Genomic DNA, 23,585 nt, shown 5'->3' with positions numbered 1-23,585 from the left:
GGCGAGCGGACCATTGATGTTCCGGGCGTCTCGCGTATCGGCGAAGCCGATGCCGAGAAGCGGAATCTGTGAGGGGCGGGCGATGACCGGCATGGATGCGATCCTCCACGGCGGCCTCCAGGGTTACCTGGTGGTGGCCCTCCTGCTCTTCGCCATCGGCCTGGCGGCGGTGCTCCTGCGCCGCACGATGCTGATGCAGTTCATGGGCGTGGAGCTGATGCTCAACGCCGCCAACGTGGCCCTGCTGGCCTTCGCCCGCTTCCGCGGCGGCGATCTCCAGGCCACGGTCTTCTACCTCTTCATCATCGCCGTGGCCGCCTGCGAGGCCGCGGTGGGGCTGGCCCTCATCATCGGGCTCTACCGCCACCGCGACACCACCGACTCGGACCGGACCGCCAGCCTGAAGCAGTGAGGATGCGATGAACAAGTACTTCTGGCTCATTCCGGTCCTCCCCCTGCTGGGTTCGGTCTTCAACGGCCTGCTGGGCAAGCGGGCGGGGAAGGGCGCCGTCACTTTCTTCGGCCTGGGCACCGTCCTGGGCTCCCTGGTCCTCGCCCTGGCGGCCTTCTTCGCCATGAAGGGCATGCCCGACCACCGCCTGGTGCTGGACTACGGCGAGTGGATGGCCACGGGCACCCTGAGCGTGCCCTTCGGCCTGGTGATCGATCCCCTGAGCGGCACGATGATGCTCGTCGTCACGGGCATCGGCTTCCTCATCCATGTCTATTCCGTCGGCTACATGCACGACGACGAGGGCTACGGGCGTTTCTTCAGCTACCTGAACCTCTTCGTGTTCTTCATGCTGACCTTGGTGCTGGGCTCCAGCCTGCCGCTCATGTTCGTGGGCTGGGAGGGCGTGGGCCTCTGCTCCTACCTGCTCATCGGCTACTACTACGAGACGGACTTCGCCCCGGATGCCGGGCTGAAGGCCTTCCTCACCAACCGCGTGGGCGATCTGGGCGTGGCCATCGGCATGATGGTGCTCTTCGCGGCCTTCGGCACCCTGACCGTGGGTGACATCCTCCTCCGCGTCGGCCACCTGGCGCCCGAGGCCGGCTTCGGCATCCTCACCTTCGCTACCCTGATGCTGTTCGTGGGCGCCACGGGCAAGAGCGCCCAGCTGCCCCTCTACCTCTGGCTGCCGGACGCCATGGCGGGCCCCACGCCCGTCAGCGCCCTCATCCACGCGGCGACCATGGTCACCAGCGGCATCTACATGATCTGCCGCCTGGCGCCGGTCTTCACCCTCGCCCCCATCACCATGGACATCGTGGCCTGGGTGGGCGCGGCCACGGCCCTCTTCGCGGCCACCATCGGCCTGGTCCAGCGGGACATCAAGAAGGTGCTGGCCTACTCCACCGTCTCCCAGCTCGGCTACATGTTCCTGGGCCTCGGGGCCTCGGGCTTCGCGGCCGGCTTCTTCCACGTCTTCACCCACGCCTGGTTCAAGGCCCTCCTCTTCCTCGGTGCCGGCAGCGTGATCCTGGCCATGCACCACGAGCAGGACCTCTTCAAGATGGGCGGCCTCAAGTCGAAGATGCCCCTCACCTTCTGGACCATGCTGGCGGCCACCCTGGCCATCATCGGCTTCCCGGGCACCTCGGGCTTCGCCAGCAAGGACGAGATCCTCTACCTGGCCTACCTGAAGAGCCCGGCCCTCTGGGTGGTCGGCGTCGTCGCGGCCTGCTGCACGGCCTTCTACATGCTGCGCCTCTTCACCCTGGCCTTCCTGGGCGAGCCCCGGGACCACCACGCCTACGATCACGCCCACGAGAGCCCGGCCACCATGACCGTGCCACTGGTGGTGCTGGCGGCGGGCTCCATCCTGGCGGTCTGGCTGGGCTGGCCCAAGGCCTTCGGCGGCGACTTCCGCATCGAGGAGTGGCTGGCTCCGGCCGTGACCTATGGCCAGCTCCATGCCGCCCACGGCGAGCACGGCAGCGCCTCGCTGGCCATGATCCTGGCCTCCGTGTCCACGGTCCTGGGCCTCGGCTTCGCCTGGTTCGGCTACGCCACCTACCGGAAGGGCCTGGCGGTGGCGGAGGCGCGTGCGGCGAAGTTCCCGTTCATCCACAAGGTGCTGCTGAACAAGTACTACGTGGACGAGGGCGTGGAGCTGGTGCTCCTCGGGCCCATCCGCTGGTTCGGCAACCTGCTCTGGAAGCTCTTCGACGTGATCATCATCGACGGCGTGGGCGTGAACCTGCCCGGGGCCCTGGCCAGGGTCTCCGGGGACTTCACCGCCCTCTTCCAGACCGGCCGGGTGCGCAACTACGCGCTCAGCATGGCCCTGGGCGCCGCGGTCCTCCTGTACGTCTTCCTGAAGTAGGTGGGGCGATGACCTGGCTGAACTCCCATCCCCTCACCTTCCTGGTCTTCGCGCCGGCCCTGCTGGGCCTGCTGCTGATGGCCCTGCCGCACTCCGTGGGCAAGCTCACCCGCCTCCTGGGCTTCCTGGGTGCCCTGGCGGTCTTCGTCCTCAGCCTCGCCTGGCTCCTCGGCCGGGCCCCGGGCTCCGCCCCCCTCGCCGAGCACGCCCCCTGGTTCGCCCTCGTGGGACTGCCCGTGGACTACGCCCTGGCCGTCGACGGCCTCAACCTCTGGCTGGTCATCCTGACGACCTTCCTCGTGCCCCTCACCATGCTGGGCACCTGGAACAGCCTGAAGGACCGCATGGGCACCTTCGCGGCCCTGTTCCTGCTCCTGGAGACCGGCATGCTGGGCGCCCTGGTGGCCCAGGACCTCTTCCTCTTCTACCTGTTCTGGGAAGGCATGCTCATCCCGATGTACTTCATGATCGGGGTGTGGGGCGGCGACGAGCGCCGCTACGCCGCCAACAAGTTCTTCCTCTACACCCTGAGCGGTTCGCTGCTCTGGCTGGTGGCCCTGCTCTTCCTGGCGGGCCGGGCCGGGAGCTTCGCCCCGGCGGTGATGGCCCAGGCCGCCTCGGCGCTTCCCTTTGCGGCCCAGTGCTGGCTGTTCGTCGCCTTCGCCGTGGCCTTCGCCATCAAGGTGCCCCTCTTCCCGCTCCACACCTGGCTGCCGGACGCCCACGTCCAGGCCCCCACGGCGGGCTCCGTCATCCTGGCGGGCGTGCTGCTGAAACTGGGCGGATACGGCTTCATCCGCTTCGCCATCCCCATGTTCCCCCAGGCGGCCATGCACTTCGCGAGGCCCCTGGCCCTGCTGAGCGTCATCGCCATCATCTACGGCGCCCTGGTGGCCATGGTCCAGCGGGACATCAAGAAGCTGGTGGCGTATTCCTCCGTGAGCCACATGGGCTTCGTGATGCTGGGGCTCGCCTCCATGACCGTGATCGGCACCCAGGGCGCCATGCTCCAGATGCTCAACCACGGCATCAGCACCGGCGCGCTCTTCCTCCTGGTGGGCATGATCTACGACCGGGCCCACACCCGCATGATCGCGGACTTCGGCGGCGTGGCCACGAAGATGCCCATCTTCACGACCTTCTTCCTGATCGTGACCCTGAGCTCCATCGGCCTGCCCCTCACCAACGGGTTCGTGGGTGAGTTCTGGATCCTGAACGGCACCTTCCTCTCCGGTTTCGGCTGGGGTCGGGCCTACGCCGTGATCGCCACCCTGGGGGTGGTGCTCGGGGCGGTCTACATGCTGTGGATGGTGAAGCGCGTCTTCTGGGGCCCCGTGAATCCCGACGAGGAGAGCGGCACCCAGCACCTGCACAGCGACCTGAACGCCCGGGAGATCGCCGTCATGCTGCCCCTGGTGGTGCTGATCCTCTGGATGGGCATCCATCCCCGCACCTTCGTGGCCGTCAGCGAGGCTCCCGTGACCGCCCTGCTGAAGGATGCGAACGCCCCGGCCATCCGGCCCCTCGTCCTGCCATCCGCTCCGGAGTCCGGCCCCCTCGAGGCCGCCGCCGAGGGCCACGGCCCCGCCTCCCACGAGGTGCATCCATGAGCATCACCCCGACCGAGTGGGCGGCCCTGCTGCCCCTGATCTTTCCGACGCTCGGCGCCTGCCTGATCCCCCTCATGGCCCTCGACCGGGACCAGGCCACGGCCAAGTGGATCCGCGGGGCCATGTACCTGGTCGCCCTGGCGGCGGTGGCCGCGGGCTTCTGGTTCCTCACCGACCTCTGGAAGTCCGGCGCCCAGCCCGCCTTCCACCAACTCCACATGGACCGCCTGGCCCAGTTCTCCGGCATCTTCGTGCTGGTGGCGGCGGCCATGGCCATCCTCCAGTCCTGGGACCACTTCCACCAGGAGGGCTGGGTGAAGGGGGAGACGCTCTCCCTGTTGCTCTTCTCCGTGACGGGCATGATGCTCTTCACGGCCACCACGAACTTCCTGGTCCTGTTCCTGGGCCTGGAGCTGTTCAGCCTGCCCCTCTATGCCATGGTGGCCACCGTGCGGCACCGGGCCGAGGGCGCCGAGGGCGGCATGAAGTACTTCCTCACCGGCGCCGTGGCCTCCAGCTGCTTCCTCATGGGCGGCGTGATGCTCTACGGGCTGGGCGGCAGCCTGGACCTCACCCTCGCTGCCCAGGCCATCCGGGCCCAGGGGCTGGGCGCGGATCCCATGGTCATGGCGGGCGCGGCCCTCCTGCTCCTGGGCTTCCTCTTCAAGGTGTCCGCGGTGCCGTTCCACCAGTGGACGCCGGACGCCTACGAGGCCTCGCCCCACCCCATCGCCGGCTTCATGTCCGTGGCCACCAAGGGCGTGGCCTTCCTCGCCCTCCTCCGCATCTTCCCCGTCAGCCTCCTGGGGATGGGCGCGGCGGGCGCCCGCATGCAGGCGGCCCTGGCCTTCCTGGCGGTGCTCACCCTCGTGGTGGGGAACCTCACCGCCCTGGTGCAGACCAACGTGAAGCGCATGCTGGCCTACTCCAGCATCAGCCACGCGGGCTACCTCATGCTGGGCTTCGTGGCCGGCACGCCCGCCGCCTTCACCGGCGTGCTGTTCTACCTGGTGATCTACCTGGCCATGAACATGGGGGCCTTCGGCCTCCTCACCGCCTACGGGCTGGTGGGGGAGCACACCACGTTCGAGGACCTCCGGGGGTTGGGCTGGAAGCGTCCGGCCATGGGCTTCGCCGCCGCCGTGTTCATGCTGAGCCTGGCCGGCATCCCCCCCATGGGCGGGTTCTACGGGAAATACATGATCTTCAAGGAGCTGGTGGGGACCGGTCACGTGGGGCTGGCCATCCTGGGCGTCCTGGCGAGCCTGGTGAGCGCCTACTACTACCTCCGCTTCCTGGTGGCCCTCTTCCTCCAGGCCCCGAGCACCGAGGCCGAGCGCCTGGCCTCGGACCGGCCCGCTGTGCATGCCCCCCTCGCCGGTGCCACGGTGCTGGTGGCCGCCGCCATCGTGCTGGCGGGCGGGTTCGTGCAGGCCTTCCTGGCCGATGGGTTCGCCCATCGTGCCGTGTCGGAGGGCCTGGGGCTGCTCCGGTAATTTTCTTCAATCCGGCCTCAACCGGATCGGGCCCCTGGCCATCCATACATCGTTATGCAATGGTGTAGGGTCGGACCCCACCCGGCCCTTGACATCGGGAGAGCGGCGCCATGAAGCGGAAGACCTGGATCGGATTCGGGGGCGGCCTCCTGGCGGTGGTCGGCGTGGCGACCTACTTCGCGGCCAAGCCCAAGGAAGAGGTCAAGTGGCGCACCGTCAAGGTGGACAAGGGGAACGTCACCCAGCGGATCAGCGCCACGGGCACGGTCAACGCCATGGTGCAGGTGGCCGTGGGCACCCAGGTGTCCGGCGTGATCTCCGCGCTCTACGTGGACTACAACAGCCTGGTGAAGAAGGGCCAGCTCATCGCCCAGATCGATTCCACCGTCTGGCAGACGCAGCTGCAGGATGCCCAGGCCAGCCTCCTCCGGGCCCAGGCGGCCTACGACTTCGCCCAGGCGGACTATGACCGCAGCAAGCGGCTGGCCGCGGACAAGCTCCTGGCGGACCAGGACCTCGACACCAAGGTGACGGCCCTGAAGACGGCCAAGGGGAACCTGGAATCCGCCAAGGCGACGGTGGACCGGGCCAAGGCGAACCTGGGCTACTGCAACATCACGGCCCCGGTGGACGGCGTGGTCATCTCCCGCCTGGCGGACGTGGGCCAGACCGTGGCCGCCAGCTTCAGCACGCCCAACCTGTTCCAGATCGCCCAGGACCTCTCGAAGATGAAGGTCCAGATCTCCGTGGACGAGTCCGACATCGACCAGGTGAAGGTGGGCCAGCGGGCCTTCTTCACGGTGGACAGCCTGCCCGAGAAGCAGTTCATGGCCACCGTGAGCCAGGTGCGCCTGGAGCCCATCACCAACTCGAACGTGGTGACCTACAACGTGGTGATGGAGGTGCCCAACGAGCCCCTGCCGGGTTCGGAGCATCCCCAGGGTCCCGCCGAGACGGATCCCGAGAAGGCCTGGGAGCGGGCCAAGGACCGGCTGCCCGAGGGCACGACCAAGGCCGAGTTCCTGGCGCGGTTCAAGGCGCGCATGGCCGAGCGGGCCAAGGCGACGGCCTCTGCCGCTCCGCGCAGCGCCGCGGACCGCCTGGCCGCCGCCCGCACCCCGGGTGGCGCCGGCCTGGTGGGCGGCCCCACCTTCAGCGGCAACCTCGCCCTCCGGCCCGGCATGACGGCCAACGTGACCATCCTGACCAACCAGCGCAAGGATGTCCTCCGCGTGCCGAACGCCGCCCTCCGCTTCAACCCCGCGGCCTTCATGAAGGAGGACAAGAAGCCCGAGGCCTCCGCACGGCCCGGTGGCCAGGCCCGGCCGGCGCAGCGGCCCGGCGGCTCGGCCAGCGGCATGGTGGCGCGGCGGGAGGATCATGTCTGGATCCTGGAGAACGGGAAGCCGAAGGCCATCCCCGTCAAGGCGGGCATCTCCGACGGGCAGTTCACGGAGGTGAGCGGCGAGGGCCTCCAGGAGGGCCAGGCCATCCTCGTCGGGGTCGAGGAGCCGAAGAACGCCTCCAACACCAATGGCGCGCGGCCGCTGGGCGGCCCCCGCGGCATGCACTAGGCCAGGGAGGCGCCGTGGCCCTGCTGGAATTCCTGAAACTGGCCTTGTTTGCCATCACCCGGAACAAGATGCGGGCGTTCCTCACCATGCTCGGGATCATCGTGGGGGTGGGGGCGGTCATCGCCATGATCGGGATCGGGGAGGGATCCAAGCAGGCCTCCATCGCCCTCATCCAGAACATGGGCTCGAACATGCTCATGATCTTCCCGGGGCAGGGGACGACCCGCTTCGGGCCCCAGGCCATGGGCAGCGCCGACATCCTGCTGGAGACGGACGCCCCCCTCATCGAGCAGGAGCTGTCGGATTCCAGTGTCGTGGCCGCCACGCCCCAGGTGTCCACCACCCGGCCCGTGATCTTCCAGAACAACAACTACGTGACCCAGGTCCAGGGGACCAACACCGAATTTCCCGAGATCCGGGGCTGGGAGATGGAGGAGGGCCGCTTCTTCACCGAGGGCGAGGTGCGGGGCCAGGCCAAGGTGTGCGTCATCGGGAAGACCGTCCAGGCCAACCTCTTCCCCAACGGGGAGGACCCCGTCGGGCAGACCATCCGCATCGGCAACCTGCCCTTCCAGATCCTGGGGGTGCTGGACAAGAAGGGCGCGGGAATGTTCGGGGACCAGGACGACCTCATCGTCGGACCCTATACCACCGTGATGCGGAAGATCATGGGCCGGGACAAGATCCAGCGGCTCATCGTGAGCGCCCAGGAGGGCAAGGCCGAGCTCGCGCAATCGGAGATCACGGCCCTCCTCCGCCAGCGCATGAAACTCACCCCCAAGGATGAGAGCCCCTTCCAGATCCGGAAGCAGGACGACATCGTGCAGATGCAGACCCAGCAGGCGGGCATCCTCACGGCCCTGCTGGCGGTGGCGGCCAGCATCTCGCTGGTGGTGGGCGGCATCGGGATCTCCAACATCATGCTGGTGAGCGTCACGGAGCGGACCCGGGAGATCGGCATCCGGCGGGCGCTCGGCGCCACCCAGCGGAGCATCCTCTGGCAGTTCCTCACGGAGGCCATCGTGCTCGCCGTGCTCGGCGGGCTCCTCGGGACGGCCTTCGCCTTCGCCACCATCGCCATCCTGCAGAAGTTCCAGGTGCCCGCGGTGGTCCAGAACTGGGCCGTGATCCTGGGGCTGGGCTTCAGCGGCATCGTGGGCGTGGTGGCGGGCTTCCTGCCGGCGGTGAAGGCCGCCCGCCTGGATGTGATCGACGCGCTCCGCTACGAGTGATCGCCCGCTGGCCGGGCCTCCCCCGGGATCGATAATGGAGGGGGCACTCCTGGACGGGAGGCTGGCCATGGCGCTGCTCGAATTCCTGAAACTTGCCCTTCTCTCGGTATCGCCTGCGGCGATACGCGAGACGCCGTTGTCCTCTCCTGCGATCGGCTGAGGAGGCGCCATGGCTCTGTTCGAATTCCTGAAACTTGCCCTTTTTGCCATCACCCGGAACAAGATGCGGGCATTCCTCACCATGCTCGGGATCATCGTGGGCGTGGGGGCGGTGATCGCCATGATCGGGATCGGGGAGGGCTCCAAGCGGGCCTCCATCGCCATCATCCGCAACATGGGCTCGAACATGCTGACCATCTTCCCCGGTGCGCCGGGCACGCATACCCATCATGGGCCCCAGGCCCTGGGCAGCGCCGCGATCCTCAAGGAGGATGACCCGCCCCTCATCCAGCGAGAGCTGGCGGAGTCCAGTGTCCACGCGGCCACACCCCAGGTCTCCACCACGCGGCCGGTGGTGTACCAGAACGCCAACTACCTGAGCCAGGTCCAGGGCACGGGCCCGGAGTTCCTCCAGATCCGCGGCTGGGAGCTGGAGAAGGGGCGCTTCTTCACCGACGCTGAGGTCCGCGGACAGGCCAAGGTCTGCGTCATCGGGAAGACGGTCCAGGCCAACCTCTTCCCCAACGGGGAGGAGCCGGTGGGGCAGATCCTCCGCATCGGGAGCCTGCCCTTCCAGATCGTCGGCGTGCTGGAGAAGAAGGGCGCCGGCATGTGGGGCGACCAGGACGACCTCGTCGTGGGGCCCTACACCACGGTCATGCGGAAGGTCATGGGCCGGAACACCATCCAGCGGATCATGGTGAGCGCCCACGAGGGGGAGGCCGAGCTGGCCGAGGCCGAGATCACGGCCCTCCTCCGCCAGCACCTGAAGGTGCCGGCCCAGGAGGAGAACCCCTTCCACATCCGGAAGCAGGACGACATCGTGCGCATGCAGACGGAGCAGGCCGGCATCCTCACGGCCCTGCTGGCGGTGGCGGCCAGCATCTCCCTGGTGGTGGGCGGCATCGGCATCTCCAACATCATGCTGGTGAGCGTGACGGAACGGACCCAGGAGATCGGCCTGCGGCGGGCCACAGGCGCCACCCAGCACAGCATCCTCTGGCAGTTCCTCACGGAGGCCATCGTCCTCGCCATCCTGGGCGGGGCCCTGGGCGTGGGGGTCGCCGCGACGGCCGTGGCCATCCTCCAGCGGGCCGAGATCCCGGCCGTGGTGGAGACCTGGGCCGTGGCCCTGGGGCTGGGCTTCAGCGGCGCCGTGGGCGTGGTGGCGGGATTCCTGCCGGCCCTCAAGGCTGCGAGACTGGATGTCATCGACGCCCTGAGGTACGAGTGACGCCTGAAGTCCCCAGCCATTCCCCCCGCGCCGGCGGTCCCCGTGGCTGAGGAGGGCGAGGCCTCCCACGATCCCTATGCCGCCCTGCGGGATCCGGACTACCGGTGGTTCATCCACTCGCTGGGGCTGGCCACGCTGGGCCTCCAGATGCAGGGCGTGGTGGTGGGCTGGCAGGTCTACGCCCGCACCGGTGATGCGCTGGCCCTGGGGCTGGTGGGCCTCTCCGAGGCGCTGCCATTCCTCCTCCTGGCCCTCTTCGGGGGTCATGCCGCGGACCGGGTGAGCCGCCGGGGCATCTGCCTGGCCTCGCTGTTGAGCCTCGCCCTCTGCTCGGCCCTGCTCTGGAGCTTCACCTGGCACTCCCGGACGGGTCCGCTGGCCCGCGCCGTCTGGCCCATCTACGGCGTCATCTTCCTCACCGGCATCGTCCGGGCCTTCTACCGGCCGGCCAACACGGCCCTGGGCACCGAGCTGCTGCCCCGGGCCCTCTACGCCAACGGGGCCTCCTGGCGCTCCTCCGTCTTCCACACGGGCATGGTGGTGGGGCCGGCCCTCGGCGGCCTGCTCTATGCCTGGCAGGGACCTGTCGTGGCCCACGGCACCGTGATGGTCCTCCTCGCCCTCGGCTTCCTGGCCCTGCTGCCCGTGCGCCGCGTGCCGCGGCCCGCGGCGCCCCGGGGCGGCTCCGTGCTCGCGAGCCTGGCCGAGGGGATCCGCTTCGTGCGTTCCGAGAGGCTGCTGCTGGGGGCCATCAGCCTGGATCTCTTCGCGGTCCTCTTCGGCGGGGCGGTGGCGGTGCTGCCGGTCTTCGCCAAGGACGTGCTGCGCACGGGGCCCCAGGGCCTGGGGGCGCTCCGGGCCGCGCCCGCGGTCGGCTCGGTGCTCATGGGCGTGGCGCTGGCCCACCTGGGGCCGATGCGGCGGGCGGGTCGGACCCTCCTCCTCTGCGTGGGCGGCTTCGGCGTCGCCATGATCGCCTTCGCCCTCAGCCGCAGCCTCGTCCTGAGCCTGCTGATCCTGGCCGCCGCCGGGGCCGTGGACAGCGTGAGCGTGGTGCTGCGGGCCACCCTGCTCCAGACCCTCACGCCGGACGCCATGCTGGGCCGCGTGTCGTCCGTGAACCAGATCTTCATCGGCTCGAGCAACGAGCTGGGCGCCTTCGAGAGCGGCGTGGCGGCGCGGCTCCTGGGGCTCATCCCCTCCGTGGTCTTCGGGGGGTGCATGACCCTGCTCGTGGTGGGCCTCACCGCCTGGAAGGTGCCGGCCCTGCGCCGCATGGACCGCATCCGGTAGGGCGGGGTTGTTAAAAAGATATCGTGGTGATTTGAGTCAATTCTGTCCCGACAAGGGTTTGGGGCCGCCCCCCTCCTTGCACACTGGTGCTGGGTTCTTCCCGCCTCAGGTGCCCCATGATCTTCGACCTCATCCACGTGCGGATCCGCATCAAGCTCCTGGGCCTCGTGCTCCTCCCGGTCGTGGGCGGGGGGCTGCTCTCGGGCCTCCAGGTGGCCCAGCAGACCCGGCTGCTGGACCGCATGGCGCGCCTCCGAGCGGCCTCCAGCGCCTCGGGCGCCGTGGTGGACCTGGTCCAGGCCCTCCAGGTGGAGTCGGCCCGGACGGCCCTCTACCTGGGCCTGAAGGGCGCCTCCCACCAGGGGGACATGCTGGCCGCGCGGGCCGAGACGGACCGGCGGCGGGCGGCCCTGGAGGGGGCCGTGACCGGCCGGGAGGCCGTGCTCTCGCAGCCCGTGCTGGACGACGGCCTGCTGGCCCAGCTGCGCCAGCGCGCCGACCGCCAGGGCGGCTCGCAGGAGCTCCTGGACGGCTACGGCCGCGAGGTGGATGCGCTCCTGCGGGTGGAGGAGCGGCTGCTGCTGCCCGCCGCGGGGACGCCGCTGGAGGGCCCCTTCCGCGCCTTCGCCAGCCTCATGCGGGCCAAGGAGTCCGCGGGCCAGGAGCAGGCCATCCTGGCCCAGGCCTTCTCCCAGGGCACCTTCGGGCCGGGCCTCCAGGACCGGCTCGCCGCCGCCGCGGACGCGCTCAAGGTCCAAGGCGAGGCCTTCCAGGCCACTGCGCCGGAGGCGGCCCGGGCAGCCTACCGGGACGCCCTGGCGGGACCCGCCGCGCCGGACTTCGACCGCCTGCTGGCCATGGGAATGGCCGGGAAGCTCGACCAGGATCCCGAGGCCTGGGCCCGGGCGGCAGGGGCCCGGCTGGACGCCATCAAGGCCGTGCAGGACCGGATGGGCCTGGACCTCCTCGCCGAGGCCCGGGGACTGGAGGACGGCGCCCGCACCCGGCGCTGGCTGCTGGTGGGCGGCTTCGGCCTCTTCGGCCTCCTGGTGCTGGCCTGGACCTGGCGGGCCACCGTGCTCATCACCGAGCCCATCCACGAGCTGGCGGAGGGCATGGCGCGCATGGAGGAGGGCGACCTCCGCATCCAGCTGCCGGTCCACAGCTACGACGAGACCGGGCGCATGACCCAGGCCTTCAACGCCATGAGCGCCCGCCTGCGGGAGCTGGTCCGCGGCCTCCAGCACCATGCCGGCCGCCTCGGGGGCGGCGCGTCGGCCCTATCGGCCAGTGCAGGCCAGGTCTCCTCCGCCACGGGGCAGCTGGCCCAGAGCGCCCGGGTCCAGCGGGAGGCCTCCGAGGAGGTCGCCTCCGCCGTCACCCAGCTCCAGGCCTCCGTCCTCCAGGTCCAGGCCAGCCTCGAGAGCATGCTGGACGGCGGCCGGGACGCGGGGAACCGGGTGCGCGAGACCGCCCGCCAGGCCCAGGCCGTGGTCGCGGCGCTTGGCGAGGTGGTCGCGCGCACGGGACAGGCCGTGCAATCGATCCAGGCCATCCAGGCCCTGGCCCAGTCGGGCCGGCAGATCCTGGAGGGGCCGCGCGAGGCCGACACGGCCCTGCGCCTCCACCAGATCAGCATCCAGAGCGAGAAGGCCGCGGCCCAGGTCTCCGGCCTCGTGGAGGCCAGCCGGTCGGCCTTGCAGGCGGGAGCCGCCCGGGTGGAGGCGATGGTGGCCACCATGGCCACCGTGGACGCGGCCCTGGGCGACATCGAACTGGCGGCGGGTGAGATCCACCAGGCGGCCGAGAACCAGGCCAAGGTCAGCACCGAGGTGAGCCGCCGCATGGAGGCCAGCCTGGCCGCGGCGGGAGACGTCCAGCTGGCGGCCGCCCAGCTGGCCAACACGGCGCCGGAGCTGGTGCTCACCTCCCGCGAGCTCGTGGGGGTGGCGGAGGCCCTCCGGAACTCGGCGGCGGCCTTCCAGGCGGAGTAGGTCCCCGGAAACGGCGCGGCCTCCCGGGCGGGAGGCCGCGGACCGCGCAGTGTCCGGCGTTACAGGACGGCCAGGGCCGCGCTGTAATCCGGCTCCTGGGCGATCTCGGGCACCAGCTGGGTGTGGATGACCTTGCCCTGTTCGTCGAGCACCACGACGGCCCGGGCGTGCAGGCCCATCAGGGGGCCGTCCACCAGGGTGGTGCCGTAGGCCTTGCCGAAGTCGGCATTCCGGAAGGTGGAGGCGGGCACGACCTTGTCGAGCCCCTCGGCGGCGCAGAAGCGCTTCTGGGCGAAGGGCAGGTCGGCGCTGATGCAGAGGATCGTGGTGTTGGGCTTCTCGTTGGCCCGCACGTTGAAGGCCCGCACGCTGGCCGCGCAGGTGGGCGTGTCCAGGCTGGGGAAGATGTTCAGCACCACCCGCTGGCCGGCCAGGTCCTTCGAGGACACCTCGGAGAGGTCGGTCTTGACCAGGGTGAAGGCGGGGGCGGCGGTGCCGGGCTTGGGCAGCTCGCCGGAGGTGTGGAGGGGATTGCCTTTGAGGGTGACCTGGGCCATGGAGATGCTCCTGTGGAGAACCTCCAGGTTACCCAACCTGGGAATCTTTGGCGGGAATTGCCCAGGGGTGTCCAGGCCTTGCGCAGGTCCGGAACTGCCAAGGTGAAGGTAGGCTGGACCATCGAAGCCCCGGAGTCGCCTTGACCACCCTGCTCCAGAAGATCACCGCGCGGGACCACCGCCTGGCCGCCTTCCGCCACTACGAGCTGCTGGTCCACGTCTACGTGGTGGTGCTGCTCATCAGCAACCTGGTGGGCCCGAAGCCCACCCAGATCGGGCCCTTCATCTTCAGCGGCGCCCAGCTGCTCTTTCCCATCACCTACATCTTCGGGGACGTCTTCACGGAGGTGTACGGCTACGGGGGCGCCCGCCGGGCCATCTGGATCGCCTTCCTGGCCAGCCTGCTGATGGGGGCCTTCGCCCTGTTCATGGTGTGGCTGCCCGCCGCGCCCGACTGGCCGAGGGAGAACCAGCGGGCCTTCGAGCTCGTGTTCGGCACCGCCACCCGGGGCATCCTGGCGAGCCTCGCCGCCTTCTGGATCGGCGAGTTCGTCAACAGCTACGTCATGGCCAGGATGAAGCTGTGGACCGGGGGCCGCTGGCTCTGGACCCGCACCCTCGGCAGCACCGTGGCCGGGCAGGCCGTGGACAGCCTGGTGGTGACCTTCGGGCTCTTCGCGTTCACCCTGCCCGTGAAGACGATCCTCGTGATGGCCGGCAGCGGCTACCTCTTCAAGGTCGTCTACGAGGCCCTGGCGACGCCCCTCACCTACGCCGTGGTGGGCTTCCTGAAGCGCACGGAAGGCGTGGACGTCTACGACGAGGGGACGGACTTCAGCCCCTTCGTGAAGGACCTCTGAGCCCTCGGCTACTTCGGCGGGAACTTGGCGAGGATGTCGTGGACCGCCCGGCCCACCACCTCGTTGGCGTCCTCGGGGTCGCTGAGGCCGGTGAGGGCCCCGTCCGCGGCGCCCTGCCAGATCAGCTTGTTGGTCTTGAAGTCCACGATCTCGATGACGATGGTGCCTTCCTTGTAGCTGTGGACCTGGCTCACGCTGGTGCCCACGCCGCCGTAGAAGGGGCGGAAGCCCCAGCCCCAGTAGCCGCCCACGTGGGTGGTGGTGCGGTAGCGCCGCTCCCGCACGATGGGGTAGTAGGTCACGAGGAAGTCGGGATCGGCCTTGGTCTCCAGCACGTAGCCCTTGGTCTGGAGTTCCCGCTCCAGGGCGGCCTTCACCCGCGTGTCCATGAGGCTGCTGGTGCCGCCGGTGCCCTTCTTGGAGGTGTAGTAGTCGAAGGTCTTGTACCGGGCGAAGGTGGCGGTCACGTCGTAGTCGTAGCGGACCTGGTAGCCCGCGCAGCCCGTGAGGAGGGCCAGGGTGAGCAGGGCGGGAGAGAGGCGGAACGCGGTCATGGAACCTCCGGGCACCCATTATGGACGCCGGGCGGGCGGCTTGGTTGAGGCGCCCCGGTGGTCTAGGGCGGTCTGGCAGCCGGGGGTTTCTGGGCCTCCCTGCTCGGCCGGTCTGTCCAGGGCTGTGATTTCATACCAAAAATGCTGGATGCGGCCGGGGATCATCCGATCCTGGTGGGGTCATGGTCCTCGACCCCACCCTCGATCCGGGCGCCTCCAGCCCCCTGTACCTCCAGCTGCAGCGCCAGCTGCGGGGGCTCATCCAGCAGGGCGAGTGGCGGCCGGGCACCCGGCTTCCCGCGGTGCCGGAGCTGGCCGGGCGCTGGGGGGTGCACCGCCTCACGGTGCTGAAGGCCCTGGCCGGGCTCAAGCGCACCGGCTGGATCCAGACCGTGCAGGGCCGGGGCAGCTTCGTGGCCCCGCGGCTGCCGGAGGCCCCGGGCCTGCGCAGCTCGGGCGAGTTCCCCTTCGAGGGGTCGCCCCTCCTCGTCCACGAGGGCGAGCTGGGCTCCTGGATCGGGGAGACCCTTGAGCGGGCCCAGGACCAGCACCTCGTCAGCTTCTCCGCGGGGTTCATCCCCTCGGACCTGCTGCCGGGCGAGCAGCTCCGCCGTCTCACGGTCCAGGTGATGAAGGACCTGGGCCCCGAGGCCTGGGTCTACGCGGCGCCCTCGGGCCACCGGCCCTACCTGGATGCCGTGTCGAACTGGCTGGCCTCCGAGGGCGATCCCATCGACGCGGGCTGGGGCATCCGCGCCCTCCCCGGCGCCCAGGCGGGCCTGGCCCTGGCCCTGGAATCCCTCACCGTGCCCGGCGATCGCGTGCTGGTGGAGAGCCCCTGCTACCTGGGCATCCTGGCCCTCATCCGGGCCCTGGGCCGCGAGCCCGTGCCCGTGCCCGTTGACCGGCAGGGCCTGGATCCGGAGCGCCTGGCCTCGGCGCTCCAGCGCAGCGAGGCCAAACTCCTGTTCACCGTGCCCAGCTTCCACAACCCCACCGGCATGACCCTCTCCAAGGGCCGGCGCGAGCGGGTGCTGGCGCTCACCCGGGCCCAGGGCGTGGTGCTGGTGGCGGATTCGGCCTACGGCGACCTGCGCTTCACCGGCAACTCCCTGCCGCCCTTCCGCCGCCTGCCGGACGCCGACCACGTCATCCACGTGGGCAGCTTCTCCAAGTCCCTGGCCGCGGGCCTGCGCCTGGGCTACCTCATCGCGAAGGAGGACATCCTCCGCCGCCTGGCCCCCATCCAGGAGGTCCACACCATCGCGCTGCCCACCCTCACCCAGGAGGTGGTGGCGCGGTTCCTGGACAACGGGGGCTTCCGCCGCCATCTGGTCCGCCTCCGCCGCGCCCTCAAGGAGCGGCGCGACGCGATGTACGGGGCCGTGGTCGAGCACTTCCCGCCCGGCACCCAGGTCTCGGAACCGAAGGGGGGCATGCACCTCTGGGTGGTGCTGCCCGAGGGCTACTCGGCCATGGACCTCCACCGGGACGCCCTCCAGCACGGGCTGGGCTTCGCGCCCGGCCCGCTCTTCTTCGCGGATGGCCGGGGCACCAACTGCCTCCGCCTGAACTTCTCCACCCACGACCCTGCGGTCACCCGGGACGCCATCGCGCGCCTGGGCCACCTGGCGCGCCGGACCTGAGCCGGTCAGCCTTCTCCCAAGGAGCCTCCATGAGCACCGCGACGTCCACGCCGACCCTTGAGATCCGCCCCTCGGACCATGCCGCCAGCGCCGAGGAGCGGGCCCGGAAGATGACGAACCCGGGCTTCGGCCGCATGTTCACGGACCACATGGTGGTGATCCCCTACAAGGAGGGCGAGGGCTGGGGCCGGGGCGAGCTGAAGGCCTACGGCCCCCTCGCGATGGATCCCGCCTCCTCCGTGCTGCACTACGGCCAGGCCATCTTCGAGGGCTTCAAGGCCTACGCCCAGAAGGACGGCGGCGTGGCCACCTTCCGGCCCGAGGCCAACGCCCGCCGGTTCCAGGCCTCCGCGCGCCGCCTGGCCATGCCCGAGCTGCCCGAGGCCCTGTTCCTCGAGGCGGCCTACGCCTTGATCCGCCAGGACCGCGCCTGGATCCCCGGCGCCATCGGCGAGAGCCTCTACCTGCGGCCCCTGATGATCGCCACCGAGGCCGCCCTGGGCGTGCGGCCCAGCAACGAGTACCTGTTCCTCCTCATCGCGAGCCCCAGCGGCGCCTACTTCGCCCAGGGCGTGAAGCCGGTGACGGTCTGGATCTCCGAGGACTACGTCCGCGCCGCGCCCGGCGGCACGGGCTTCGCGAAGTGCGCCGGCAACTATGCCGCCAGCCTCGTGGCCCAGCGCCAGGCCAAGGGCGAGGGCTGCGACCAGGTGGTCTGGCTGGATGCCATCCACCGCAAGTACATCGAGGAGATGGGTGGCATGAACATCTTCTTCGTCTACCAGGAGAAGGGCGAGACGGTGGTGGTCACCCCCGAGCTCACCGGATCCCTGCTGCCCGGGGTCACCCGCGACAGCCTCCTGCAGCTGGCCAAGGACCAGGGCTTCCGGGCGGAGGAGCGGAAGATCAGCACCGACGAGTGGGAGGCGGCCCTGAAGGAGGGCCGCATGACCGAGGCCTTCGCCTGCGGCACCGCGGCCGTCATCACGCCCATCGGCCGCGTGAAGTCCCGCAAGGGCGACTGGCTGGTGAACGGCGGCGAGACCGGCCCTGTGGCCGCGAAGCTGCGCCAGGTGCTCCTCGACCTCCAGCACGGTGCCGCCCCGGATCCCCATGGCTGGATGCACCGGGTCATCTGACCGCTTCCAGGCCCCCAACGGAAACGCCCGCCATCCGGCGGGCGTTTCCGTTGCCAAGGCCCGATCAGTAGCTGAGCGTGGTGGTCGTCGTGGCGCCGGCCGTCACGGCCTGGGTGGTGGCGGCCTTCACGGTGACCGGGGCCGCGCCGGAGGTGCTGCGCTGGGCGGCCACGCCGTAGATGCCGGGCGGGAGGGCGGTGAAGTAGACCTGGTCCTGGGACAGGCCCGACGCCGCGGTCTGGGACCGGATGATCAGGATGGCGGCGCCGGAGGTGCCCGTGGGGAGGGTCTGCCGGAGCTCGCCCCAGGTGCCCTGGGTGGCCGTGGAGGCGGGGGTGAGGGTGAGGGTCAGGGCGCCGGGCGCCGTGGGCCCGCTGAAGGCGAGGTTGGCCGTGTAGGCGCTGGCGGAGGTGACGATGACGGGGGTCGCCGCCTGGGCCGCATAGGTGGCCACGGCGTTCCCCGGCTGGGCCACCACGTAGTAGGCCGTGTTGGTGCTCGCGGGCAGGGCCTCGAGGAGGTAGTTGCCGGCAGCGTCGGTGAAGGCGCGCCGCTGGATCGTGGGCACGGTGAGGCTGCCGTCCAGGGTCTCGGCGAACACCTCCGTGCCCGCCAGGGGCGTGGTGCCGTCGAGCAGCTTCCCGGCGATGCTGGCCACCTTCGTCGTGTCGAAGGCCTGTCCCGTCGGCTGGAAGGTGTAGGGGGAGGTGCCGGGCCGGGCCTGCACCGCCTGCTGCCCGGAGAGCATGAGCTGCGCCGTGGCGCTGCCGCCCGAGGGCACGGTCACCGGGCCGGGGAGGATGGTGGTGGTGGGCATGCCCATGGGCTGGCCGGTGGCGGCTCCCGTGGGGACGACGTAGGCCGCCAGGTTGATCGGGTTCGCGTAGTTCTTCGTGGCCCAGGTGAGGCGGAACTGGCTGTAGGTCCCGGCGGGGACGGAGGCGGCGGGCAGGATCACCGTGCTGTTCCCGTTCTGGAGGGCCATCAGGTCGTAGGTGGCCTGCACCGTCCCGAGGGGCGTCCAGGTCGAGCCGTCCAGGGTCCCCTCCACCTTCTCCAGGCTCACGACCGCCTGGTCGTAGCCGGGGAAGCTGTCGGACCCGAGCCGGACCACGAGGGTGCCGGTGGCCCCCCCGCCCCAGCGGATGTCGCCGCCGCCCCCCCCGCAGGCGAGACCGGCGGCGAGGATGAGCAGGGGGGCGATCAGGCGGCGGAAGGGCATGGAGACTCCAGAGGGCGAAGACCAGACCCCATCAGTCTAGTCTTCGCCTTCGAGCGATCCCACCCTGGATATCCGGGCCTTCCGGGCGCGGTCCGGGCTACTTCTTCGGCGCGGCGCCGCCCACCCGGTCGATGTGGGAGGCGAAGTAGATCATGGGGAAGGTGCGCTTCAGGGTGCCGCTGTGGAAGTTCTGCATGGGCATGTTCAGGGGCACCACCACCTGGTCGCCCACGGCCACCTTGAACTGGTTGGCGGCGGCCCAGATGTCCCCCGTGGCCGTCTTCACGCGCACGTAGGTGTAGGTGGAGGCGTCCATGGTCTCCACCACGGTGCCGGTGGCGGTGGGGCCGGCCGCCGGGGCCTCGCCCATGGGGGCGCCGCCCATCATGGGGGCCATGGGCTGGGGGGCCGGGGCGGCGGCCGCGGGGGCCGCGGCCGCGTTCACCGTGCGGTTCTGGTTGCAGCCGGCCAGGGCGGCCAGGGTGAGCATGGATGCGAAAAGGGTCAGGCGCGTCTGGGCCATCGGGGTCCTCCGTGTTCCAACAGTACCAGGAGCCGCCCGGATGGGGCAGCGGGTTCGGGGCCGTCCCGGCGGGGCCTCCGCTAGACTGGGGGATCGCCGGCTCCGCCGGACGGTCCTTGCCAGGAAGGTTGGCCGAGTGGTTTAAGGCTCTCGTCTTGAAAACGAGCGCGGGTGAGAGCCCGCCGGGGGTTCGAATCCCTCACCTTCCGCCAGTCACGCCCCGCGCCCGCGGGGCGTTCTTATGGGCGGAAGGGGAGGGATTCGAAGTCGCTGAATCGCTGGCGTCTGTGTTGGCCCGGGGAGACAGCCCGGGGGGCTGTCGGACCCGGGACAGGACGCCCCGCGATTCGCGCGGAGCGGAGGCCCGGAGGGCCGTAGCGAATCCCTCACCCGCCAGTCACGCCCCGTGCCCGCGGGGCGGTTCCCTGTCCGGGACAAGGAGCCTTGTGCCCCTGGGGCCCCACAGGTAATCTGGAAGGCCTTGGAGAGATGCCGGAGTGGCCGAACGGGCTCGCCTGCTAAGCGAGTGTATTGGGTAAACCAGTACCGGGGGTTCGAATCCCCCTCTCTCCGCCACCGGAAGCCGCCGCAAGGCGGCTTCTTTTGGTAGCGGCGGGAGGGGGATTCGAAGTCACTGAATCGCCGACTCTCGTCTTGGCTCGGGGAGACAGCCCGGGGGGCTGTCGGACCCGGGCCAGAGAGGCGAGCGATGCGTGCGGCCGGAGGGGACGGCGCGAAGCGGTGGCCCCGGAGGGATCCCCCTCTCTCCGCCACCAGAAGCCGCCGCAAGGCGGCTTCTTCCTTTTCCGCCGCCAGGGGGATGCGCCGGCGGGCGAGGCGCGGTAGGGTGGGACCACCACATACCTCACAAGGTGATCCATGCGGACCCTCAGCCTTCTGTTCCTGGCCCTCTTCCTGGCGGTGGGCGCCGCCGCCCAGGACCATCCCCTGTGGCTGCGCTACCCGGCCCTCTCGCCGGACGGGAAGACCATCGTCTTCTCCTACCAGGGCGACCTGTTCCGGGTGCCCGCGGAGGGCGGCACGGCCACGCCCCTCACGGTGGGGGGCTCGTACTCCTTCCAGCCCGTCTGGAGCCACGACGGGCGGTGGATCGCCTTCGCCTCGGACCGCAGCGGCAATTTCGATGTCTACGTCATGCCCAGCCAGGGCGGAGAAGCCACCCGGCTCACCTTCCACGCCGCGCCGGACCTGCCCTTTGCCTTCACGCCCGACGACCAGGAGATCCTGTTCACCTCCTCCCGGGGCCACGCCTCGGCCAGCCGGCAGTTCCCCGGCCGGCTCTTCCCCGAGACCTACCTGGTGTCCCGGGAGGGCGACCGGACCCGCCTGCTGACGGACATCACCCTGGACGCGGCCACCTACGACCCCACGGGCCGGCGCATCCTCTACCAGGACCTCAAGGGCTACGAGGACAAGTACCGGAAGCACCACACCTCCGCCGTCACCCGGGACATCTGGAGCTTCGAGCCCGCCACCGGCACCTTCACCCAGCTCACCACCTTCAAGGGGGAGGACCGCAACCCGGTCTTCGGTTCCGATCCGGACGGATACTTCTTCCTCAGCGAGCGTGGGGGCTCCTTCAACGTCTTCCGGGGCTCGGTGGCCCATCCGGACCAGGCCGCACCCCTCACGCACTTCACGAAGCACCCGGTGCGCTTCCTCACGGCCTCGCGGGGGAATGTCCTCTGCTTCGCCTACGACGGGGAGATCTGGACCCTGGCGCCCGGCGGGGAGCCGCGGAAGGTGCCCATCGCCGTCCACGTGGACGGCCGCGCCTCCCTGGAGAAGAGCCTGCCCGTGAACGGGGCCATGACGGAGATGGCGGTGTCCCCCAACGGGAAGGAGCTCGCCTTCATCGTGCGCGGCGAGATCTTCGTCACCTCCGCGGACGGGAAGGTCACGCGCCGCATCACCAACACCCCCGGCCAGGAGCGCAGCGTCAGCTTCAGCCCCGACGGGCGCACCCTGCTGTACGCCGCCGAGCGGGGCGGCAGCTGGGACATCTACACCCGCCGCATCGTGCGGCCGGAGGAGCCCTACTTCTACGCCTCCACCCGGCTGGAGGAGAAGGCCCTCGTCGCCACCCCCGCCGAGGAGTTCCAGCCCCTGTTCTCGCCCGACGGCACGGAAGTGGCCTACCTGGAGGAGCGCACGGCGCTCAAGGTACTGAACCTCGCCAGCGGGAAGACCCGCACCTTGCTGCCCGCGGGCCGGAACTACTCCTACGCCGACGGCGACCAGTCCTTCGACTGGTCCCCCGACGGGAAGTGGCTGGTCTTCGCCATGAACACCGGCCTCGGCTGGCTGCGCGACATCGGCCTCGTGGCCGCCGACGGCTCCGGCCCCATCCACAACCTCAGCCAGAGCGGCTTCGAGGACGAGAACCCCCGCTTCTCCAAGGACGGCTCGATGGTCTACTGGGTCTCCTCGCGGGACGGCAGCCGCGCCCTCTCCCAGCAGGGCGTCACGGAGGACTTCTACGGCGTCTTCCTCACCCGGGCCGCCTGGGACCGCTACCAGCTCTCCAAGGAGGACTTCGCCCTGGTGAAGGAGAAGGAGGACCAGGCCAAGGAGAAGGCGAAGGAGGCGGACAAGGAAAAGGAGAAGGGCAAGGAGAAGGGCAAGGAGAACGGCAAGGACCAGGCCGCGAAGGTGGAACCCGTCGTCATCGAATGGGATGGCCTCATCGACCGGAAGGCGCGGCTGTCGGTGCATTCCGCGTCGCTGGCGGACGGAGCCGTGACCAAGGGCCTCGACAAGCTCTTCTACCTGGCCAGGTTCGAGAAGGACTTCGACCTCTGGTCGGTGGACCTCCGCAGCCGGGAGGCGAAGCTGGTGGTCAAGCTGGACGCCAAGCGCGCGGGGCTGGAGCTGAGCCGGGACGGCAAGGCCGTCTTCGTCCTCGCCGACGGCAAGCTCATCAAGGTGGAGGCCGAGGCCGGCAAGCGGGAGAACCTGCCCGTGGCCACGGAGATGGTGCTGCATCCGGCGGAGGAGCGGGCCTACATCTTCGACCACGCCTGGCGCCAGGTGGAGAAGAAGTTCTACGTAGCCGACCTCCACGGCGTGGACTGGACCTTCTACCGGGACGCCTACCGGCGCTTCCTCCCCTACATCCAGAACAACTACGACTTCCAGGAGCTGCTGAGCGAGATGCTGGGCGAGCTGAACGCCTCCCACACCGGCGGCCGCTACAACCCGCCCCAGGTGAACACGGACGCCACGCCCGCCCTGGGCCTCATCCTGGAATCCGCCGGCGGCAAGGGGCTGAAGGTGGGTGAGGTGCTCCGGGGCGGGCCCCTGGACAAGGCCAGCTCCCGCGTGCGGGCGGGCCACCGGCTCACCGCCATCGACGGCACGTCCCTGGCCTCGCTGGAGGACCTGGGACGGCTCCTCAACCGCCGGGCGGGCCAGCTGACCCTCCTCAGCTTCGCGGACCCCGCCACCGGGGCCACCTGGGACGAGGCGGTCAAGCCGATCACCCCCCAGCAGGAGGGTGAGCTGCTCTACCGACGCTGGGTGGAGCGGAACCGCGCGGAGGTGGAACGCCTCTCCAAGGGCCGCCTGGGCTACGTCCACGTGCGGGCCATGAACGATCCCAGCATGCGCACCGTGATGGACGAGGTGCTGGGCCGCGACGTGGACAAGGAGGCCGTGGTGGTGGACACCCGCTACAACGGCGGCGGCAACATCCACGAGCAGCTCTCGGACTTCCTCAGCGGGAAGAAGTATTTCGACGTCATCCCGAGGGGCCAGGCCTACGGCCACGAGCCGCTCCTCAAGTGGATCAAGCCCTCCATCGTGCTCATGAGCGAGGGGAACTACTCCGACGCGCACCTCTTCCCCGTGGCCTACAAGCTCAAGGGCCTGGGCCGCACCGTGGGCATGCCCGTGCCGGGCACCGGCACCTTCGTGTGGTGGGAGCAGCAGATCGATCCCACCCTCGTCTTCGGCATCCCCCAGGGCGGCTGGCGCATGCCGGACGGCCGGTTCTGCGAGAACACCCAGCTGGAGCCGGACCTCCCCGTCATGAACCAGCCCGCGCTGCTGGCGGGCGGGCGCGACCAGCAGCTGGAGGCCGCCGTGGCGGAGCTCCTCCGGGAAGTGGACGCGGACACGCGCTCCGCCAAGTAGGGATGAA

17 protein-coding genes and 2 tRNA genes are annotated in these 23,585 nt (G+C 70.1%); 15 read left to right on the top strand and 4 right to left on the bottom strand.

Annotated features, from left to right (window positions below):
• Window positions 1-91 precede the first annotated feature (91 nt).
• The 9 genes from nuoK to QSJ33_RS04920 all read left to right on the top strand — a co-directional run bounded on the left by nuoK (window position 92) and on the right by QSJ33_RS04920 (window position 12,922).
• Window positions 92-412 carry an NADH-quinone oxidoreductase subunit NuoK gene (nuoK, locus tag QSJ33_RS04960; RefSeq protein WP_285723453.1) on the top strand — a complete coding sequence of 107 codons (321 nt, stop codon included), beginning with the start codon at window positions 92-94 and terminating at the stop codon, window positions 410-412.
• 7 nt (window positions 413-419) lie between these two features.
• Window positions 420-2,330: an NADH-quinone oxidoreductase subunit L gene (nuoL, locus tag QSJ33_RS04955; protein WP_285723452.1), complete on the top strand. Its 1,911-nt coding sequence runs from the start codon at window positions 420-422 to the stop codon at window positions 2,328-2,330.
• 8 nt (window positions 2,331-2,338) lie between these two features.
• Window positions 2,339-3,940 carry a complex I subunit 4 family protein gene (locus tag QSJ33_RS04950; protein WP_285723451.1) on the top strand — a complete coding sequence of 534 codons (1,602 nt, stop codon included), beginning with the start codon at window positions 2,339-2,341 and terminating at the stop codon, window positions 3,938-3,940.
• Entirely contained in the window at window positions 3,937-5,436 is a 1,500-nt protein-coding gene (locus QSJ33_RS04945) for an NADH-quinone oxidoreductase subunit N (protein ID WP_285723450.1), read from the top strand. The genes QSJ33_RS04950 and QSJ33_RS04945 overlap by 4 nt, the downstream gene beginning before the upstream one ends.
• A 110-nt stretch (window positions 5,437-5,546) precedes the next feature.
• A complete protein-coding gene (locus QSJ33_RS04940; protein WP_285723449.1) occupies window positions 5,547-7,010 on the top strand; it encodes an efflux RND transporter periplasmic adaptor subunit in 1,464 nt (487 codons plus the stop codon).
• A gap of 14 nt (window positions 7,011-7,024) precedes the next feature.
• Window positions 7,025-8,242 carry an ABC transporter permease gene (locus QSJ33_RS04935; RefSeq protein WP_285723448.1) on the top strand — a complete coding sequence of 406 codons (1,218 nt, stop codon included), beginning with the start codon at window positions 7,025-7,027 and terminating at the stop codon, window positions 8,240-8,242.
• A 169-nt stretch (window positions 8,243-8,411) separates the two neighbouring features.
• The gene (locus QSJ33_RS04930) at window positions 8,412-9,635 is read left to right on the top strand and encodes an ABC transporter permease (protein WP_285723447.1); all 1,224 of its coding nucleotides are present in this window, start codon (window positions 8,412-8,414) and stop codon (window positions 9,633-9,635) included.
• A 42-nt stretch (window positions 9,636-9,677) separates the two neighbouring features.
• Window positions 9,678-10,928, top strand: coding sequence for an MFS transporter (locus tag QSJ33_RS04925; protein WP_285723446.1), 1,251 nt, complete (start codon window positions 9,678-9,680; stop codon window positions 10,926-10,928).
• A 116-nt stretch (window positions 10,929-11,044) separates the two neighbouring features.
• On the top strand, window positions 11,045-12,922 hold the full coding sequence (locus tag QSJ33_RS04920) for a methyl-accepting chemotaxis protein (protein WP_285723445.1): 1,878 nt from the start codon (window positions 11,045-11,047) through the stop codon (window positions 12,920-12,922).
• A gap of 59 nt (window positions 12,923-12,981) precedes the next feature.
• Here the strand turns inward: QSJ33_RS04920 and tpx are convergent, their stop codons facing one another.
• Entirely contained in the window at window positions 12,982-13,479 is a 498-nt protein-coding gene (gene tpx, locus QSJ33_RS04915) for a thiol peroxidase (protein ID WP_285723444.1), read from the bottom strand.
• 140 nt (window positions 13,480-13,619) lie between these two features.
• Here tpx and QSJ33_RS04910 point away from each other — a divergent pair, with 140 nt between their 5' ends.
• Window positions 13,620-14,339, top strand: coding sequence for a queuosine precursor transporter (locus tag QSJ33_RS04910; RefSeq protein ID WP_285723443.1), 720 nt, complete (start codon window positions 13,620-13,622; stop codon window positions 14,337-14,339).
• Between the two features lie 8 nt (window positions 14,340-14,347).
• On the opposite strand, the gene QSJ33_RS04905 is transcribed toward QSJ33_RS04910, so the two are convergent.
• A complete protein-coding gene (locus QSJ33_RS04905; RefSeq protein WP_285723442.1) occupies window positions 14,348-14,893 on the bottom strand; it encodes a DUF4136 domain-containing protein in 546 nt (181 codons plus the stop codon).
• A 182-nt stretch (window positions 14,894-15,075) separates the two neighbouring features.
• Here QSJ33_RS04905 and QSJ33_RS04900 point away from each other — a divergent pair, with 182 nt between their 5' ends.
• Together QSJ33_RS04900 and QSJ33_RS04895 are read left to right on the top strand one after the other, a co-directional pair.
• Complete coding sequence (locus QSJ33_RS04900; RefSeq protein ID WP_285723441.1) at window positions 15,076-16,539, top strand: aminotransferase-like domain-containing protein; 1,464 nt, start codon at window positions 15,076-15,078, stop codon at window positions 16,537-16,539.
• 29 nt (window positions 16,540-16,568) lie between these two features.
• Window positions 16,569-17,678 carry a branched-chain amino acid aminotransferase gene (locus QSJ33_RS04895; protein WP_285723440.1) on the top strand — a complete coding sequence of 370 codons (1,110 nt, stop codon included), beginning with the start codon at window positions 16,569-16,571 and terminating at the stop codon, window positions 17,676-17,678.
• Window positions 17,679-17,742: 64 nt separating this feature from the next.
• On the opposite strand, the gene QSJ33_RS04890 is transcribed toward QSJ33_RS04895, so the two are convergent.
• Entirely contained in the window at window positions 17,743-18,900 is a 1,158-nt protein-coding gene (locus QSJ33_RS04890) for a DUF4382 domain-containing protein (protein ID WP_285723439.1), read from the bottom strand.
• Window positions 18,901-18,997: 97 nt separating this feature from the next.
• Window positions 18,998-19,423: a hypothetical protein gene (locus QSJ33_RS04885; protein ID WP_285723438.1), complete on the bottom strand. Its 426-nt coding sequence runs from the start codon at window positions 19,421-19,423 to the stop codon at window positions 18,998-19,000.
• 122 nt (window positions 19,424-19,545) lie between these two features.
• Between QSJ33_RS04885 and QSJ33_RS04880 the strand changes: the two genes are divergently transcribed.
• From QSJ33_RS04880 to QSJ33_RS04870, 3 genes are all read left to right on the top strand, one after another.
• Window positions 19,546-19,635 (top strand) — tRNA-Ser (locus QSJ33_RS04880).
• A gap of 271 nt (window positions 19,636-19,906) precedes the next feature.
• Window positions 19,907-19,999: transfer RNA gene (locus QSJ33_RS04875), tRNA-Ser, on the top strand.
• Between the two features lie 303 nt (window positions 20,000-20,302).
• Entirely contained in the window at window positions 20,303-23,578 is a 3,276-nt protein-coding gene (locus QSJ33_RS04870; protein ID WP_285723437.1) for a S41 family peptidase, read from the top strand.
• Window positions 23,579-23,585 lie beyond the last annotated feature (7 nt).

The sequence above is a fragment of the Geothrix rubra genome (assembly GCF_030268065.1).
Classification (GTDB): domain Bacteria; phylum Acidobacteriota; class Holophagae; order Holophagales; family Holophagaceae; genus Geothrix; species Geothrix rubra.
The sequence above is the reverse complement of the archived record's forward strand: the minus strand, read 5'-3'. Positions and strand labels throughout refer to the sequence as shown.